The following is a 12,544-nucleotide window of genomic DNA, read 5'->3' as shown; positions in this document are numbered from 1 at the left end:
CAGTTCTACGACACCATCAGCGCGCTGCACAAGTCGGTGCGCGGCAGCGACCCCGACGCCGCGCTGTACTGGCTGGTGCGCATGCTCGACGGCGGCGCCGACCCGCGCTACATCGCGCGGCGCATGGTGCGCATGGCGAGCGAGGACATCGGCCTGGCGGACCCGCGCGCGCTGCGGCTGGCGCTGGACGCGGCCGAGGTCTACGAGCGCCTGGGCAGCCCGGAGGGCGAGCTGGCGCTGGCCGAGTGCGTGGTGTATCTCGCCGTCGCGCCGAAGAGCAACGCCGTCTACAAGGCCTACAACGCGGCGCGTGCCTGGGTGCGCCATGACGTGACGCGCCCGGTGCCGCTGCACCTGCGCAACGCCCCGACCAAGCTGATGAAGGAGCTGGACTACGGCAAGGGCTACCGCTACGCGCACGACGAGGAGGGTGCCTTTGCCGCCGGCGAGCGCTACCTGCCCGAGGGCATGCCCGAGCAGCGCTTCTACGAGCCGGTGCCGCGCGGGGTGGAAATCAAGATCGGCGAGAAGCTGGCCGAACTGCGCCGGCGCAACCGCGCAGCGCAGGGCGACTGACGGGGTGCGCCACCCCGCTGCCCGGGCGGCGGCGGCGGGGCGGCAAGGGGCGGTGGGACCGCCTGCATTCAAGGGAAAACCCCGGTCAAGCCATGCCGTTGACGGCGCTTCAGACCGATAAAATCGCACCCCTTGAAACCCGCACCGGACTCTTGGCGGGTTTTTTTTGGCCGGCGCCCAAAGCTCAAGAGGCGACCCGCGACGGCTGCTTGAACCAACCCGTCCGGCACCTCCGGGCGCGGCACCGCGAAGGAATACAGCACATGGATATCCTGCTTCAGCAGATCATCAACGGCCTGGTGCTGGGCAGCATGTACGCCCTGATCGCGCTGGGCTACACGATGGTGTACGGCATTATCCAGCTCATCAATTTTGCCCATGGCGAAGTGCTGATGGTGGGGGCGCTGACGGCGTGGAGCGTCATTGGCGCGCTGCAGGGCACCATGCCTGGCTGGCTGCTGCTGCTTGTGGCGACGCTGGTGGCCTGCGTGGCCGCCACAGTGCTGAACGTGCTGATCGAGAAGGTGGCCTACCGGCCGCTGCGCAACGCGCCCAAGCTGGCGCCGCTGATCACGGCGCTGGGCATGTCGATCCTGCTGCAGGCGCTGGCGATGATGATCTGGAAGCCCAACGTCAAGTCGTTCCCGACGCTGCTGCCGACCGATCCGTTCCTGATTGGCGAGGCCGTGATCACGCCCACGCAGGTGATGATCCTGGTGGTCACGGTGATCACGCTGGCGGTGCTGATGTACATCGTGCACTACACGCGCATCGGCCGCGCCATGCGCGCCACCGCCGAGAACCCGGCCGTGGCGGGCCTGATGGGCGTCAAGCCCGACCTGGTGATCTCGGCGACCTTCGCGCTGGGCGCGGTGCTGGCGGCCATCGCGGGCGTGATGTACGCCTCCAACTACGGCACTGCGCAGCACTTCATGGGCTTCCTGCCGGGGCTGAAGGCCTTCACGGCGGCGGTGTTCGGCGGCATCGGCAACCTGGCGGGGGCGATGATCGGCGGCATCCTGCTCGGGTTGATCGAGGCCATCGGCTCGGGCTACCTTGGGGCGCTGACGGGCGGGTTCCTGGGCAGCCACTACGTCGACATCTTCGCCTTCATCGTGCTGATCGTGGTGCTGACATTGCGGCCCTCGGGGCTGCTGGGCGAGCGCGTCGCCGATCGCGCCTGAGCCTGGGGGGATCGAGTCATGACGACGACACAAGACACCACCCAGCGCAACAAGCTCGTCACCTTCGTGCTGTGTGGCATCGGGCTGCTGGTGCTGCCGCTGATCGTGCAGCAGTTCGGCAACGCCTGGGTGCGCATCATCGACATCGCGCTGCTTTACACCATGCTGGCGCTGGGGCTGAACATCGTGGTCGGCTACGCCGGACTGCTGGACCTGGGCTATGTCGCCTTCTTTGCGGTCGGCGCCTACATGTTCGCGCTGCTGGCGTCGCCGCACCTGACCGACAACTTCCCGGCCGTAGCCGCCATGTTTCCGGGCGGGTTGCACCTGTCGGTGTGGGCGGTGATTCCGCTGGGCCTGGGGCTGGCGGCCATTGCCGGCGTGCTGCTGGGCATCCCAGTGCTGAAGCTGCGCGGCGACTACCTGGCGATCGTGACACTGGGGTTCGGCGAGATCATCCGCATCTTCATGAACAACCTGGACTACCCGATCAACCTGACCAACGGGCCCAAGGGCATCAATGGCATCGACCCGGTGACGATCTTCGGCTTCAACCTGGGCAAGCCGCACACCTTCTTCGGCTTCGAGGTGGCGCCGGTGTCGATGTACTTCTACCTGTTCCTGGTGCTGGTCATCTTCACCTACATCATCTGCCACCGGCTGGAGGATTCGCGTATCGGCCGCGCCTGGATGGCGATTCGCGAGGATCAGATAGCGGCGCAGGCCATGGGACTGAACGTGCGCAACCTGAAGCTGCTGGCGTTCGGCATGGGGGCCTCGTTCGGCGGCGTCTCGGGCGCCATGTTCGCGGCCTTCCAAGGCTTCGTCTCGCCCGAGTCGTTCGGCCTGATGGAGTCGGTGATGATCGTCGCCATGGTGGTGCTGGGCGGCATTGGCTACCTGCCGGGCGTCATCCTGGGTGCCCTTTTGTTGGCGGCGCTGCCCGAGGTGCTGCGCTACATCGCTGGCCCGCTGCAGACCATGACCGACGGGCGGCTGGACGCGGCCATCCTGCGCCAGTTGTTCATCGCGCTGGCGATGATCGTGATCATGCTGCTGCGCCCGCGCGGCCTGTGGCCGGCGCCCGAGCATGGCAAGGTCAAGCCCGATCCGGCCGACCGCATCACGCCGCTGTCGGCGCAGCAGAACCCTCCGGGCATCGACTTCCCGGCCGACGCCGAGCCGGGCAACACCGAGCTGCGGCAGGACGCGATCAACCCCTGAGCACGAAAGGACGCACGACATGAGCGAGAGCGACATCGTCCTGAACGTTCAGGGCATCACCAAGCGCTTTGGCGGCCTGCAGGCGCTGTCGGACGTGGGCCTGACGATCCGCCGGGGGCAGGTGTACGGCCTGATCGGTCCCAACGGCGCCGGCAAGACCACCTTCTTCAACGTCATCACCGGGCTGTACAAGCCCGACGGCGGCAGCTTCGAACTGGCCGGCATGCCGTACAAGCCGAGCGCGGTGCACGAGGTGGCCAAGTCGGGCATCGCGCGCACGTTCCAGAACATCCGCCTGTTTGCCGAGATGACGGCGATCGAGAACGTGATGGTCGGGCGCCACGTGCGCACGCACTCGGGGCTGTTTGGCGCGGTGTTCCGCACCAGCGGCTTCAAGGCCGAGGAGGCGACCATTCGCGCGCGTGCGCAGGAGCTGCTCGACTACGTGGGCATCGGCCAGTACGCGCCGTTCAAGGCACGCACGCTGTCCTACGGCGACCAGCGGCGCCTGGAGATCGCGCGTGCGCTGGCGACCGACCCGCAGCTCATCGCGCTGGACGAACCCGCCGCCGGCATGAACGCGACCGAGAAAGTGCAACTGCGCGAGCTGATCGACCGCATCCGCAACGACAACCGCACCATCCTGCTGATCGAGCACGACGTGAAGCTGGTGATGGGCCTGTGCGACCGCGTGACGGTGCTGGACTACGGGCGCCAGATTGCCGAGGGCACGCCGGCCGAGGTGCAGAAGAACCAGAAGGTGATCGAGGCCTACCTCGGCACCGGGGGAGGTCACTGAGATGGCGCAGACCCTGCTGAAAGTCACTGGCCTGAAGGTGGCCTATGGCGGCATCCAGGCCGTCAAGGGCGTCGATTTCGAGGTGCACGAGGGCGAGCTGGTGTCGCTGATCGGCTCCAACGGCGCCGGCAAGACGACCACCATGAAGGCCATCACCGGCATGCTGCCGCTGGCCGGCGGCGACATCGAGTACCTGGGCAAGTCGATCAAGGGCCAGGGGCCGTGGGACCTGGTCAAGCAGGGCCTGGCCATGGTGCCGGAGGGGCGCGGCACCTTCACCCGCATGTCCATCACCGAGAACCTGCTGATGGGCGCGCACACGCGCAGCGACAAGGCCGGCATCGCCGAGGACATCGAGAAGGTGTTCACCATCTTCCCGCGCCTGCGCGAGCGGCGCAGCCAGCTGGCCGGAACCATGTCGGGCGGCGAGCAGCAGATGCTGGCCATGGGCCGCGCGCTGATGAGCCGGCCCAAGCTGCTGCTGCTGGACGAGCCCTCCATGGGCCTGTCGCCGATCCTGGTCGACACCGTGTTCGAGGTGGTGCGCGACGTCTACGCCCAGGGCGTGACGGTGCTGCTGGTCGAGCAGAACGCCAGCCGGGCGCTGGCGCTGGCCAATCGCGGCTACGTGATGGAGTCGGGCCTGATCAGCATGACCGGCAGCGGCAAGGAACTGCTGGCCGACCCCAAGGTGCGCGCGGCCTACCTCGGCGAGTAACCCTCCGCTGCGCAGGCGGGTTCAGGCGCAACTGAGCGCGAGTGCGATGCGTGCTCGCGCTCCGAATGACAGCAGCGTCGTCAACCGGGTCGGCGCCATTCGGCACTGTTTGTCATTGGACCGGAAACCGGCATCGGTTGTCCCAGCAGTCGCGGAGCAGGCCATGCCAGTGGCAGCCGGGGCCCGCGCCCCCAGGACAAGGTCCCCACGCTGCGCTGCCCTCACAGGGGGCCTTCGCGCCTTCGGGCGGCCGAGCGGTGCCCATGGGGGAGCTGCAACATCGCGCAGCGCGTGGAGGCGCCGGGGTGTTTCACATCAGCCGGCGACCTTGTCGGCCTCGCTGGTGAAGGCGTCGGCGAAGAATTCGTAGTCCGGCAGTCCGGCTTGCTGCACGAAGTCGCGTCGCGCCGCGTCGACCATGGCCGGAGTGCCACAGGCGTAGACCTGATGCGCCGACAGGTCGGGGAAATCCTGCAGCACCGCGCGGTGCACCAGGCCGCTGCGACCCTGCCACTGGTCCTCCGGCAGTGCGTCGGAGATCACGGGCACGTAGCTCAGGTGCGGCATCTGCGCCAGCTTGCCGCGCACCCAGGCGTCCATGTAGAGGTCGTGCGGGCGGCGCGCGCCCCAGTAGAACACCGTCTCGCGCGTGATGCCCATGAACTGCATGTGCTCGAGCATCGCCTTGATCGGCGCGAACCCGGTGCCGGAGGCGAGCAGGATGATGGGGTTGGGCGCTTCGGCCTGCAGGTAGAAGCTGCCGTAGGGCCCCTCGATGCGCAGGATCTCCTTTTCCTTCATGGCGCCGAACACGTGGTCGGTGAACTTGCCGCCCGGCATGTGGCGCAGGTGCAGGTCCAGCATCGGCGCGCCGCTCTCCATCAGCCGGTGCGGCGCGCTGGCCATGCTGTAGCTGCGCCGGCTGCCGTCGCGCAGGACGAACTCGAGGTATTGCCCGGCGTGGTACTGCAGGTCGTTGTTGGCCGGCAGTTGCAACTGCAGGCGCATCACGTCGGCCGCCAGCGGCTCCAGCAGCGCCACGCGCGCCGGCATCTTGCGCACCGGAAAGGCGCCGGCGTGCGTCACCTGGCGCGACTCGATCACGACGTCGCTCTGGGCCACGCCGCAGCAGGTCAGGATGTAGCCCTCCGCCTCCTCGGCATCCGACAGCGCCTTCTGCTGGTGCGGTCCGTGCACCACGGTGCCGGAGAGCTTCCTCACCTTGCACGAGCCGCAGGTGCCATCCTGGCAGCTGTAGGGCAGGCCGATGCCCTGGCGGATGCCGGCCTGGAGGATGCGTTCACCCGGTTCGGTCTCGAACGAGCGGCCGCTGGGTTCGACGGTGATGGTGAATGACATCGCCTGGGGTGGGGCCTCGCGCCATCGGAATCAAGAATCGTTGATTCTGCCTGCAAAGCCCGGCGCGCCGGCGAGTCGGGCCGCGTTGCCCACGGACCGCGCGGGGTGGCACGCGTGGCGCGAGCCCCCGTGATGGCGGCGGCGCGGCGCACGGCGGGTCCGGTGCCTGTCGCGCCGGACCCGACCGGCGATTGACCTGCCCAGCGTTCGCGGGTAAAAGCCTGGATTGCTGGAGAAAAAGGAGACAGGTCATGACTTTTCGCAAATGGCTGACGGCGGGCGTTGTGGGCCTCGCCGTCTCGTTCGCCATGCCGCTGGCCCAGGCGCAGGACAAGACGCTGGTGGTCGCCACCGACACCGCGTTCGTGCCCTTCGAGTTCAAGCAGGACGGCAAGTACACCGGCTTCGACATCCAGCTCTGGGAGGCCATCGCCAAGCAGGCGAACCTGAAGTTCGAGTGGCAGCCGATGGACTTCAACGGCATCATCCCGGGCCTGCAGACCAAGAGCATCGACGCCGCGCTGGCCGGCATCACGATCACCGACAAGCGTGCCGAGGTGATCGACTTCTCCGATCCCTACTACGAGTCGGGCCTGGCGATCCTGGTGCCCGTGAGCAGCACGATCAAGACCGCCGCCGACCTGGCGGGCAAGGAAGTGGCCGTCAAGACCGGCACGGCGACCGTGGACTACATGAAGGCCAACGTGCCCGCCGCCAAGCTCAAGCTGTTCCCGAACATCGACAACGCCTTCCTCGAACTGGCGACCAAGCGCGTCGACGCCGTGGTGCACGACACGCCCAACGTGCAGTACTACGCGAAGACGGCCGGCAACGGCAAGGTCAAGGTGGTCGGTTCGCTCAAGAGCGGTGACTTCTACGGCATCGCCTTTCCCAAGGGCAGCGCGCTGCGTGCCACGGTGAACGAGGCGCTGGCGGCGCTCAAGGCCAACGGCACCTACGACAAGCTGTACGAGCACTGGTTCGGCCAGAAGCCCCAGTGAGGGCGGGCGGCCGACAGATGCCGGTGCCCGCCGTGGCCGCGGGCCGGCGAGCGGCGCTGGCCGGGGCGGCGTGGCGGGCCTGTGGCAGCCGATTCCTGGCACGGGAGGCGTCATGACCTTCGACTGGTCGGCCATCTGGGCCGCGTGGCCGGACCTCATGGCCGGCGCCTGGATGACCCTCAAGATCACCGCGCTGGGCCTGCTGGGCGGCACCCTGATCGGGGCGCTCACGGGGGTCGTCACCACCTACGTGCCGGTCGGCGTCGGGCGGCGGGGCGTGGCGACGAGCGCTGGCGTGCTGGTGGCGCTGGTGCTGCTGCTGCGCGGCGTGTCCTGGCTTGCCGACGGACCGCTCGCGGGGTTGCCGGCGGCGGCCTGGTGGGTGTTCTGGCTGGTGCTGCTGGGGTTGCTGCTGTGGCGCTACACGGCCTGGCTGCCGCGCGCGCTGTCGGTGCTGTCGCAGGTCTTCATCCTGGTGATCCGCGGCACGCCGATCGTGGTGCAGGTGATGTTCATCTACTTCGCGTTGCCGCTGCTGATCGACGCGCGCATCGACGGCTTCAGCGCGGCGGTGATCACGCTGATGATCAATTCCGGCGCCTACATCGCCGAGATCGTGCGCGCCGGCCTGCAGTCCGTGCCCAAGGGCCTGCACGAGGCCGGCCTGGCGATGGGGCTGCCGTTCTGGAAGATCCTGGCGTTCATCATCGGGCCGGTGGCGCTGCGCCGCATGATCCCGACCATGGGCAACCAGTGCATCATCAGCCTGAAGGACTCCTCGCTGTTCATCGTGATCGGCGTGGCCGAACTGACGCGCCAGGGGCAGGAGATCATTGCCGCCAACTTCCGCGCGGTCGAGATCTGGGGCACGGTGGCGGTGATCTACATGGCCATGACGGGCTGCATCGCGCTGGTGCTGAAGTTCATCGAAACCAGGACGCGTCTGGCATGAGCATGGTCGAGTTCCGGGGCGTCACCAAGCGCTTCGGCGACAACGTGGTGCTCGATGGCATCGACCTCACGGTCGAGACGGGCGAGGTGGTGGTCGTGGTCGGGCCCTCGGGATCGGGCAAGTCCACCCTGCTTCGCTGCATCAACGTGCTGGAGCACATCCAGGCCGGCGACATCATCGTCAACGGCCTGAGCGTGCGCGGCAAGCGGGCCGAGATCCGCGAGCTGCGGCGCGAGGCCGGCATGGTGTTCCAGCAGTTCAACCTGTTTCCGCAGCTGACGGCGCTGGAGAACGTGATGTTCGGCCCGATCCACACGCGTGGGGTCCCCAGGGCCGAGGCGCGTGCGCAGGCGCAGGAGCTGCTGCGCCGCGTCGGCCTGGCCGAGCGCGCCGGCCACTATCCGGGCCAGCTCTCGGGCGGGCAGCAGCAGCGCGTGGCGATCGCGCGCGCGCTGGCGATCAAGCCGCTGCTGCTGATGTTCGACGAACCCACCTCGGCGCTCGACCCCGAACTGCGCCACGAGGTGCTGCGTGTCATGCAGGACGTGGCCGAAGGCGGCATGACGATGATGGTGGTGACGCACGAGATGGACTTCGCGCGCCGCGTCGGCACGCGCCTGATCTTCATGGACGGCGGCAAGATCGTCGAGGACGGCGACCCGGCGCGACTCCTCGACGACCCGCCGTCGCAGCGCTTCCGCGACTTCCTGCAGCACGTGAGCTGACGCAGCGACGCCGCCTCAGCGCGGCTCGACGCCGTCCAGTTCGAACTGCGGCTGGCCGGGCCGGGCGTAGACGCGCCAGTGCACCGTGTCGCCCCGCAGGTCGATGTCGGCCGTGGCCAGGGTGTTCTCGTTGTCGGTGTCGTGCGGCGAGTCGCGGTAGATGGGCTCGGCTTCGCGCCGGTCGGCCAGGATGGCAAGCGCGTCCACGCCTTCGGCCAGCAGCCGGTCCGCCTGGCGCTGGCGCGCGCCCGACGATGCCGTGATGGTCTGCGCCAGCTCCTGCTGCCCGGTGTGGATCGCGTGGTTGGCGTGTGCCCGCGTGCCGGTGCGCACCTCCTGCGTCGTGACTGCCAGGTGCGAGAACTCGACGCCCACCGTCGCGCCCATGCCGGCGCGGCCCAGGCCGAGGTGGAAGGCGCCGGCGCGTGCGTGTGCGCGCAGCAGGGCGATGACTTCGGCCGGCGACGCCAGCGCCAGCGCCGCGCGCGTCAGCACCATGCGCGGCACGCCCGGAGTGGCGCGGTGCGCGCGCACGTTGTTCACGGTCATGGCCAGGCCGGTCTCGCTGACGGCAAAGGTGTGGCCGGGGATGGAGCCCGGATAGACGAAGGAAGTGAACGCCGGACCCGTGTCGGGGCGCGCCTGCACCAGGCCGCAGCGGCCGCCGAAGCCGGGGTCGCCGTCCTCGTTGTGCGTCAGGCGGTCGGGGGCCAGCACGGTGGTGCAGCCGTCCGGTGCCATGGCCCACAGGTCGCCGCGGCAGTTCCAGAGCACGACCTCGGCGAGCGGCAGTTCGAGCCCGGCAGCCAGCCCTTCGAGCTCCTGCAGCACCCAGGGGAAGGCGCGCTGCAGTTGTGCGTGCAGCGCCGCGGCCTCGGTGCTGCCGTGCCAGCGCTGCACGCTGGCCCAGGCGTCGGAACGCAGCAGATGCTCGTGGCAGGCGGCGGCGCCCCAGCGCCCGAGCGCCCGGCCGATGTCGTGCGGGCTGCCGGTCGCCTGCAGCCAGCTCAGCATGGGCGGTGCGCGCCGGTGCGCCGCGCGCGGATACCGGCCGCGTGGCCGGTGGGCTTCTCGGGGCGGGTATCGCTCATGGCCTTGGGTATCCTCGCGTCATCCCTGCAGGCGGAAGTTGCTCATTGTGCCTTCAAACCTCGCTCCGCTGGGCGCGCTGCCGGCGCGCTTTCGGCGTCCGCGCGTGCTGATCGTCGGCTGTGGCGACGTGGGCCGGCGTGTCGCCCGCCGGTTGCTGCCGCGGGTGCGCGTGCTGGCGCTGGCGCGCTCGCAAGCGGGTGCCGACGCCTTGCGCGCCCAGGGCATCGCGCCCCTGCGTGGCGACCTCGACCAGGCCGCCAGCCTGCAGCGGCTGGCGGGGGTGGCGACGCACGTGCTGCACCTGGCGCCACCGCCGAGCGACGGGCCGCGGGACGCGCGCACGCGCCAGCTCGTGCTGGCCCTGGCCCGACGCAGCGCGCCCCTGGCGCTGGTGTATGGCTCGACCAGCGGCGTGTACGGCGACCACGCCGGTGCCTGGGTGGCCGAAACCTGCCCGCCGCGGCCGGGCAGCGACCGCGCCCGGGCGCGCCTGGCCGCCGAAGGCTGGGTGCGCGCGCTGGGCCGCGGCGCCGGCACGCGCGTCAGCGTCCTGCGCATCGCCGCCATCCATGCGCCCGACCGCGCCGGCGCGCCACGCGAGCGCCTGCGGCTGGGCACGCCGGTGCTGGTCGCGGCCGAAGACGTGTACGCGAGCCGCATCCACGCCGAGGACCTGGCGCGCGCCTGCCTGCTCGCGCTCTGGCACGGCCGGCCGCAGCGCGTGCTGAACGTCTGCGATGACATGCCGATGAAGATGGGCGACTACCTGGACCGGATGGCGGATCTCTGCGACCTGCCGCGCCCGCCCCGCATCACCCGTGCCGAGGCCGAGCAGCGCCTGGCGCCGCAGCGCCTGGCGTTCCTGCGCGAGTCGCGCCGGCTCGTCAACGACCGCCTGAAGCGCGAGCTGCGCCTGCGCCTGCTGCATCCGGATCCGGTCACCGGGCGGGGCGGCGAGCCGTAGCCGATCCGCGTCGCTGGCACGGGTGCGTGCCGAGACGAGGCTGCCCGGCGCGGCCCGGCTGTCCCGCAGGTGGCTGGCCTTGATTGGCCGCAACCGGCGCCGGGCCTACAGTCGCGCCATGGACTTCGCCCTCTCGCCCCGGGCCCAGGCGCTGCAGGCGCAGGTGCAGCGCTTCATGCAGGACCTGATCCTGCCCTCGCACGCCGACTGGTTGCGCTGGGCCGACGCGGGCGTCTATCCACTGGACGTGATCGAGCCGCTGAAGACGCAGGCGCGTGCCGCCGGACTGTGGAACCTGTTCCTGCCGCCGGATCGCCCGGAGGCAGCCGCGCCGACGGACGCGACCCGGCCCGTCGGCCTGGGCGGGGACGAGCCGGGCGCGCGCCTGTCCAACCTCGACTATGCGCCGCTGGCAGAGACCATGGGCCGCCTGCCCTGGGCGAGCGAGGTGTTCAACTGCAGCGCGCCCGACAGCGGCAACATGGAACTGCTGCACCGCTTTGCCACGCCCGCACAGCGCGTGCGCTGGCTGCAGCCCCTGCTCGACGGGCGGATGCGCTCGTGCTTTGCCATGAGCGAGCCCGATGTCGCCTCGTCGGACCCGACCCAGCTCGCGACCCGCATCGCGCGCGTTGGGGACCATTACGTCGTCAACGGTCGCAAGTGGTTCATCACCGGCGCGGCGCACCCCAACTGCCGGCTCGCCATCGTGGTGGGCGTGTCCGACCCCGCGCCGGACGCTCCGGCGCATCGGCGCCACAGCCTGCTCCTGGTGCCGATGGACGCGCCCGGTGTCGAGCGGGTGCGCAACATCCCGGTGATGCAGCACCAGTCGGTCGAAGGTCACTGCGAGCTCGTGCTGCGCGACGTGCGCGTGCCGGCCGACCAGCTGCTCGGCCGGGAAGGCGAGGGATTCGCCATGGCGCAGGCGCGCCTCGGCCCCGGGCGCGTGCACCATGCGATGCGTACCATCGGCCAGTGCGAGCTGGCGCTGGAGCTGATGGCCGAGCGCGCGCTCGAGCGCACCGCGTTCGGGCGGCACCTGTCCGACTTTGCGAACGTGCAGGACTGGATCGCCTGGAGCCGGGTCGAGATCGACCAGGCGCGCCTGCTGGTGCTGCGCGCGGCCTGGCGCATGGACACCGGAGGCAATGCCGCGGCGCGCGTCGATGCCTCGGCCATCAAGCTGGTGGCCGCGCACCTGCAGACGCGGGTGCTGGACCGTGCCATGCAGGTGTTCGGCGCCATCGGCCTGTCGCCCGATACGCCGCTGGCCCAGCTCTGGAGCTGGGGCCGTGCGCTGCACTTCATGGACGGCCCCGACGAGGTGCACCTGCGCGCCGTCGCGCGCGCCGAGTTCGAGCGCAGCCGCGCGCAACGCGGCCGCAACGTGCTGCACCTGCGGCGCTGGACGGAGCCGCGGGGCTGACCCAGCCCGCCGTTCGGCACCTGGCGCCGATGGCGCGTCCCGGAGCGCCGGGCGCGGTTGTCATCCGCGGCCGCGCTGTCTACACTTTGCCCATTGCAGACCGATCGAAGGAATCGCCATGCCGGCCGACGCGCCCGGCGCCGCGGGCTTGCGCCCGCATCTGCTGGCCCTGCTGCGCATTGCCAGCGCCTGCCTGTTCCTGCTGCGCGGCGGTGCCAAGCTGGCCGGCGGCACGCCGTGGAACTCGCTCATGGGCGTGGCCATGACGCTGGAACTGGTGGGCGGCGCGCTGCTGGTGCTGGGGCTGTTCGTGCGCCCGGTGGTGTTCGTCCTGTCCGGCGAGATGGCGGTGGCCTGCTTCCTGGCCCACGCCAGTGCCACCGACTTCTGGTTGCCGCTGCGCAACGGCGGCGAGTCGGCGGCGCTGTTCTGCTTTGTTTTCCTGTACCTGAGCGCGGCCGGTGGCGGCGCCTGGGCACTGGACCGCGTGCGCGGCGGGCACCGCGCTGCACGACCATGAG

General features: G+C 70.0%; 12 protein-coding genes and 1 pseudogene. 11 read left to right on the top strand and 2 right to left on the bottom strand.

Annotation, left to right across the window (positions count from 1 at the left end; translation table 11 throughout):
• From PKA16_RS12230 to PKA16_RS12210, 5 genes and pseudogenes are all read left to right on the top strand, one after another.
• Window positions 1–576, top strand: a pseudogene (locus PKA16_RS12230) (recombination factor protein RarA); the annotation flags it as partial.
• Window positions 577–839: 263 nt separating this feature from the next.
• Window positions 840–1,760, top strand: coding sequence for a branched-chain amino acid ABC transporter permease (locus PKA16_RS12225; RefSeq protein WP_324403509.1), 921 nt, complete (start codon window positions 840–842; stop codon window positions 1,758–1,760).
• An 18-nt stretch (window positions 1,761–1,778) separates the two neighbouring features.
• Window positions 1,779–2,984 (top strand): ABC transporter ATP-binding protein, encoded by a 1,206-nt coding sequence (locus PKA16_RS12220; RefSeq protein WP_324403508.1) that lies wholly within the window; start codon window positions 1,779–1,781, stop codon window positions 2,982–2,984.
• Between the two features lie 19 nt (window positions 2,985–3,003).
• A complete protein-coding gene (locus tag PKA16_RS12215; RefSeq protein ID WP_324403507.1) occupies window positions 3,004–3,783 on the top strand; it encodes an ABC transporter ATP-binding protein in 780 nt (259 codons plus the stop codon).
• A gap of 1 nt (window position 3,784) precedes the next feature.
• Window positions 3,785–4,501, top strand: a complete 717-nt coding sequence (locus PKA16_RS12210) for an ABC transporter ATP-binding protein (protein ID WP_324403506.1) — start codon at window positions 3,785–3,787, stop codon at window positions 4,499–4,501.
• Between the two features lie 315 nt (window positions 4,502–4,816).
• Here the strand turns inward: PKA16_RS12210 and PKA16_RS12205 are convergent, their stop codons facing one another.
• A complete protein-coding gene (locus tag PKA16_RS12205) occupies window positions 4,817–5,860 on the bottom strand; it encodes a CDP-6-deoxy-delta-3,4-glucoseen reductase (protein WP_324403505.1) in 1,044 nt (347 codons plus the stop codon).
• Window positions 5,861–6,111: 251 nt separating this feature from the next.
• Between PKA16_RS12205 and glnH the strand changes: the two genes are divergently transcribed.
• The 3 genes from glnH to glnQ all read left to right on the top strand — a co-directional run bounded on the left by glnH (window position 6,112) and on the right by glnQ (window position 8,538).
• Window positions 6,112–6,861, top strand: coding sequence for a glutamine ABC transporter substrate-binding protein GlnH (gene glnH / locus PKA16_RS12200; protein WP_324403504.1), 750 nt, complete (start codon window positions 6,112–6,114; stop codon window positions 6,859–6,861).
• 112 nt (window positions 6,862–6,973) lie between these two features.
• Window positions 6,974–7,813, top strand: a complete 840-nt coding sequence (locus PKA16_RS12195) for an ABC transporter permease subunit (RefSeq protein WP_324403503.1) — start codon at window positions 6,974–6,976, stop codon at window positions 7,811–7,813.
• Window positions 7,810–8,538 carry a glutamine ABC transporter ATP-binding protein GlnQ gene (glnQ, locus tag PKA16_RS12190; protein ID WP_324403502.1) on the top strand — a complete coding sequence of 243 codons (729 nt, stop codon included), beginning with the start codon at window positions 7,810–7,812 and terminating at the stop codon, window positions 8,536–8,538. The genes PKA16_RS12195 and glnQ overlap by 4 nt, the downstream gene beginning before the upstream one ends.
• A 15-nt stretch (window positions 8,539–8,553) precedes the next feature.
• On the opposite strand, the gene PKA16_RS12185 is transcribed toward glnQ, so the two are convergent.
• Window positions 8,554–9,552, bottom strand: coding sequence for a C45 family peptidase (locus PKA16_RS12185; RefSeq protein WP_324403501.1), 999 nt, complete (start codon window positions 9,550–9,552; stop codon window positions 8,554–8,556).
• Between the two features lie 124 nt (window positions 9,553–9,676).
• Between PKA16_RS12185 and PKA16_RS12180 the strand changes: the two genes are divergently transcribed.
• The 3 genes from PKA16_RS12180 to PKA16_RS12170 all read left to right on the top strand — a co-directional run bounded on the left by PKA16_RS12180 (window position 9,677) and on the right by PKA16_RS12170 (window position 12,543).
• Window positions 9,677–10,594, top strand: a complete 918-nt coding sequence (locus tag PKA16_RS12180) for an NAD-dependent epimerase/dehydratase family protein (protein ID WP_324403500.1) — start codon at window positions 9,677–9,679, stop codon at window positions 10,592–10,594.
• A 118-nt stretch (window positions 10,595–10,712) separates the two neighbouring features.
• Window positions 10,713–12,023 (top strand): acyl-CoA dehydrogenase family protein, encoded by a 1,311-nt coding sequence (locus PKA16_RS12175; protein WP_324403499.1) that lies wholly within the window; start codon window positions 10,713–10,715, stop codon window positions 12,021–12,023.
• A 118-nt stretch (window positions 12,024–12,141) separates the two neighbouring features.
• Window positions 12,142–12,543 carry a DoxX family protein gene (locus PKA16_RS12170; RefSeq protein ID WP_324403498.1) on the top strand — a complete coding sequence of 134 codons (402 nt, stop codon included), beginning with the start codon at window positions 12,142–12,144 and terminating at the stop codon, window positions 12,541–12,543.
• Window position 12,544 lies beyond the last annotated feature (1 nt).

The organism is Ottowia sp. (assembly GCF_035325765.1).
Taxonomy (GTDB): domain Bacteria; phylum Pseudomonadota; class Gammaproteobacteria; order Burkholderiales; family Burkholderiaceae_C; genus Ottowia.
This window is presented reverse-complemented; position numbering and strand designations above follow the sequence as displayed.

Coding starts and splice junctions, on each gene's coding strand:
- PKA16_RS12170 (WP_324403498.1), top strand. CDS start 12,142: ATGCCGGCCGACGCGCCCGGCGCCGCGGGCTTGCGCCCGCATCTGCTG.
- PKA16_RS12215 (WP_324403507.1), top strand. CDS start 3,004: ATGAGCGAGAGCGACATCGTCCTGAACGTTCAGGGCATCACCAAGCGC.
- PKA16_RS12220 (WP_324403508.1), top strand. CDS start 1,779: ATGACGACGACACAAGACACCACCCAGCGCAACAAGCTCGTCACCTTC.
- glnQ (WP_324403502.1), top strand. CDS start 7,810: ATGAGCATGGTCGAGTTCCGGGGCGTCACCAAGCGCTTCGGCGACAAC.
- PKA16_RS12225 (WP_324403509.1), top strand. CDS start 840: ATGGATATCCTGCTTCAGCAGATCATCAACGGCCTGGTGCTGGGCAGC.
- glnH (WP_324403504.1), top strand. CDS start 6,112: ATGACTTTTCGCAAATGGCTGACGGCGGGCGTTGTGGGCCTCGCCGTC.
- PKA16_RS12205 (WP_324403505.1), bottom strand. CDS start 5,860: ATGTCATTCACCATCACCGTCGAACCCAGCGGCCGCTCGTTCGAGACC.
- PKA16_RS12195 (WP_324403503.1), top strand. CDS start 6,974: ATGACCTTCGACTGGTCGGCCATCTGGGCCGCGTGGCCGGACCTCATG.
- PKA16_RS12210 (WP_324403506.1), top strand. CDS start 3,785: ATGGCGCAGACCCTGCTGAAAGTCACTGGCCTGAAGGTGGCCTATGGC.
- PKA16_RS12185 (WP_324403501.1), bottom strand. CDS start 9,552: ATGCTGAGCTGGCTGCAGGCGACCGGCAGCCCGCACGACATCGGCCGG.
- PKA16_RS12175 (WP_324403499.1), top strand. CDS start 10,713: ATGGACTTCGCCCTCTCGCCCCGGGCCCAGGCGCTGCAGGCGCAGGTG.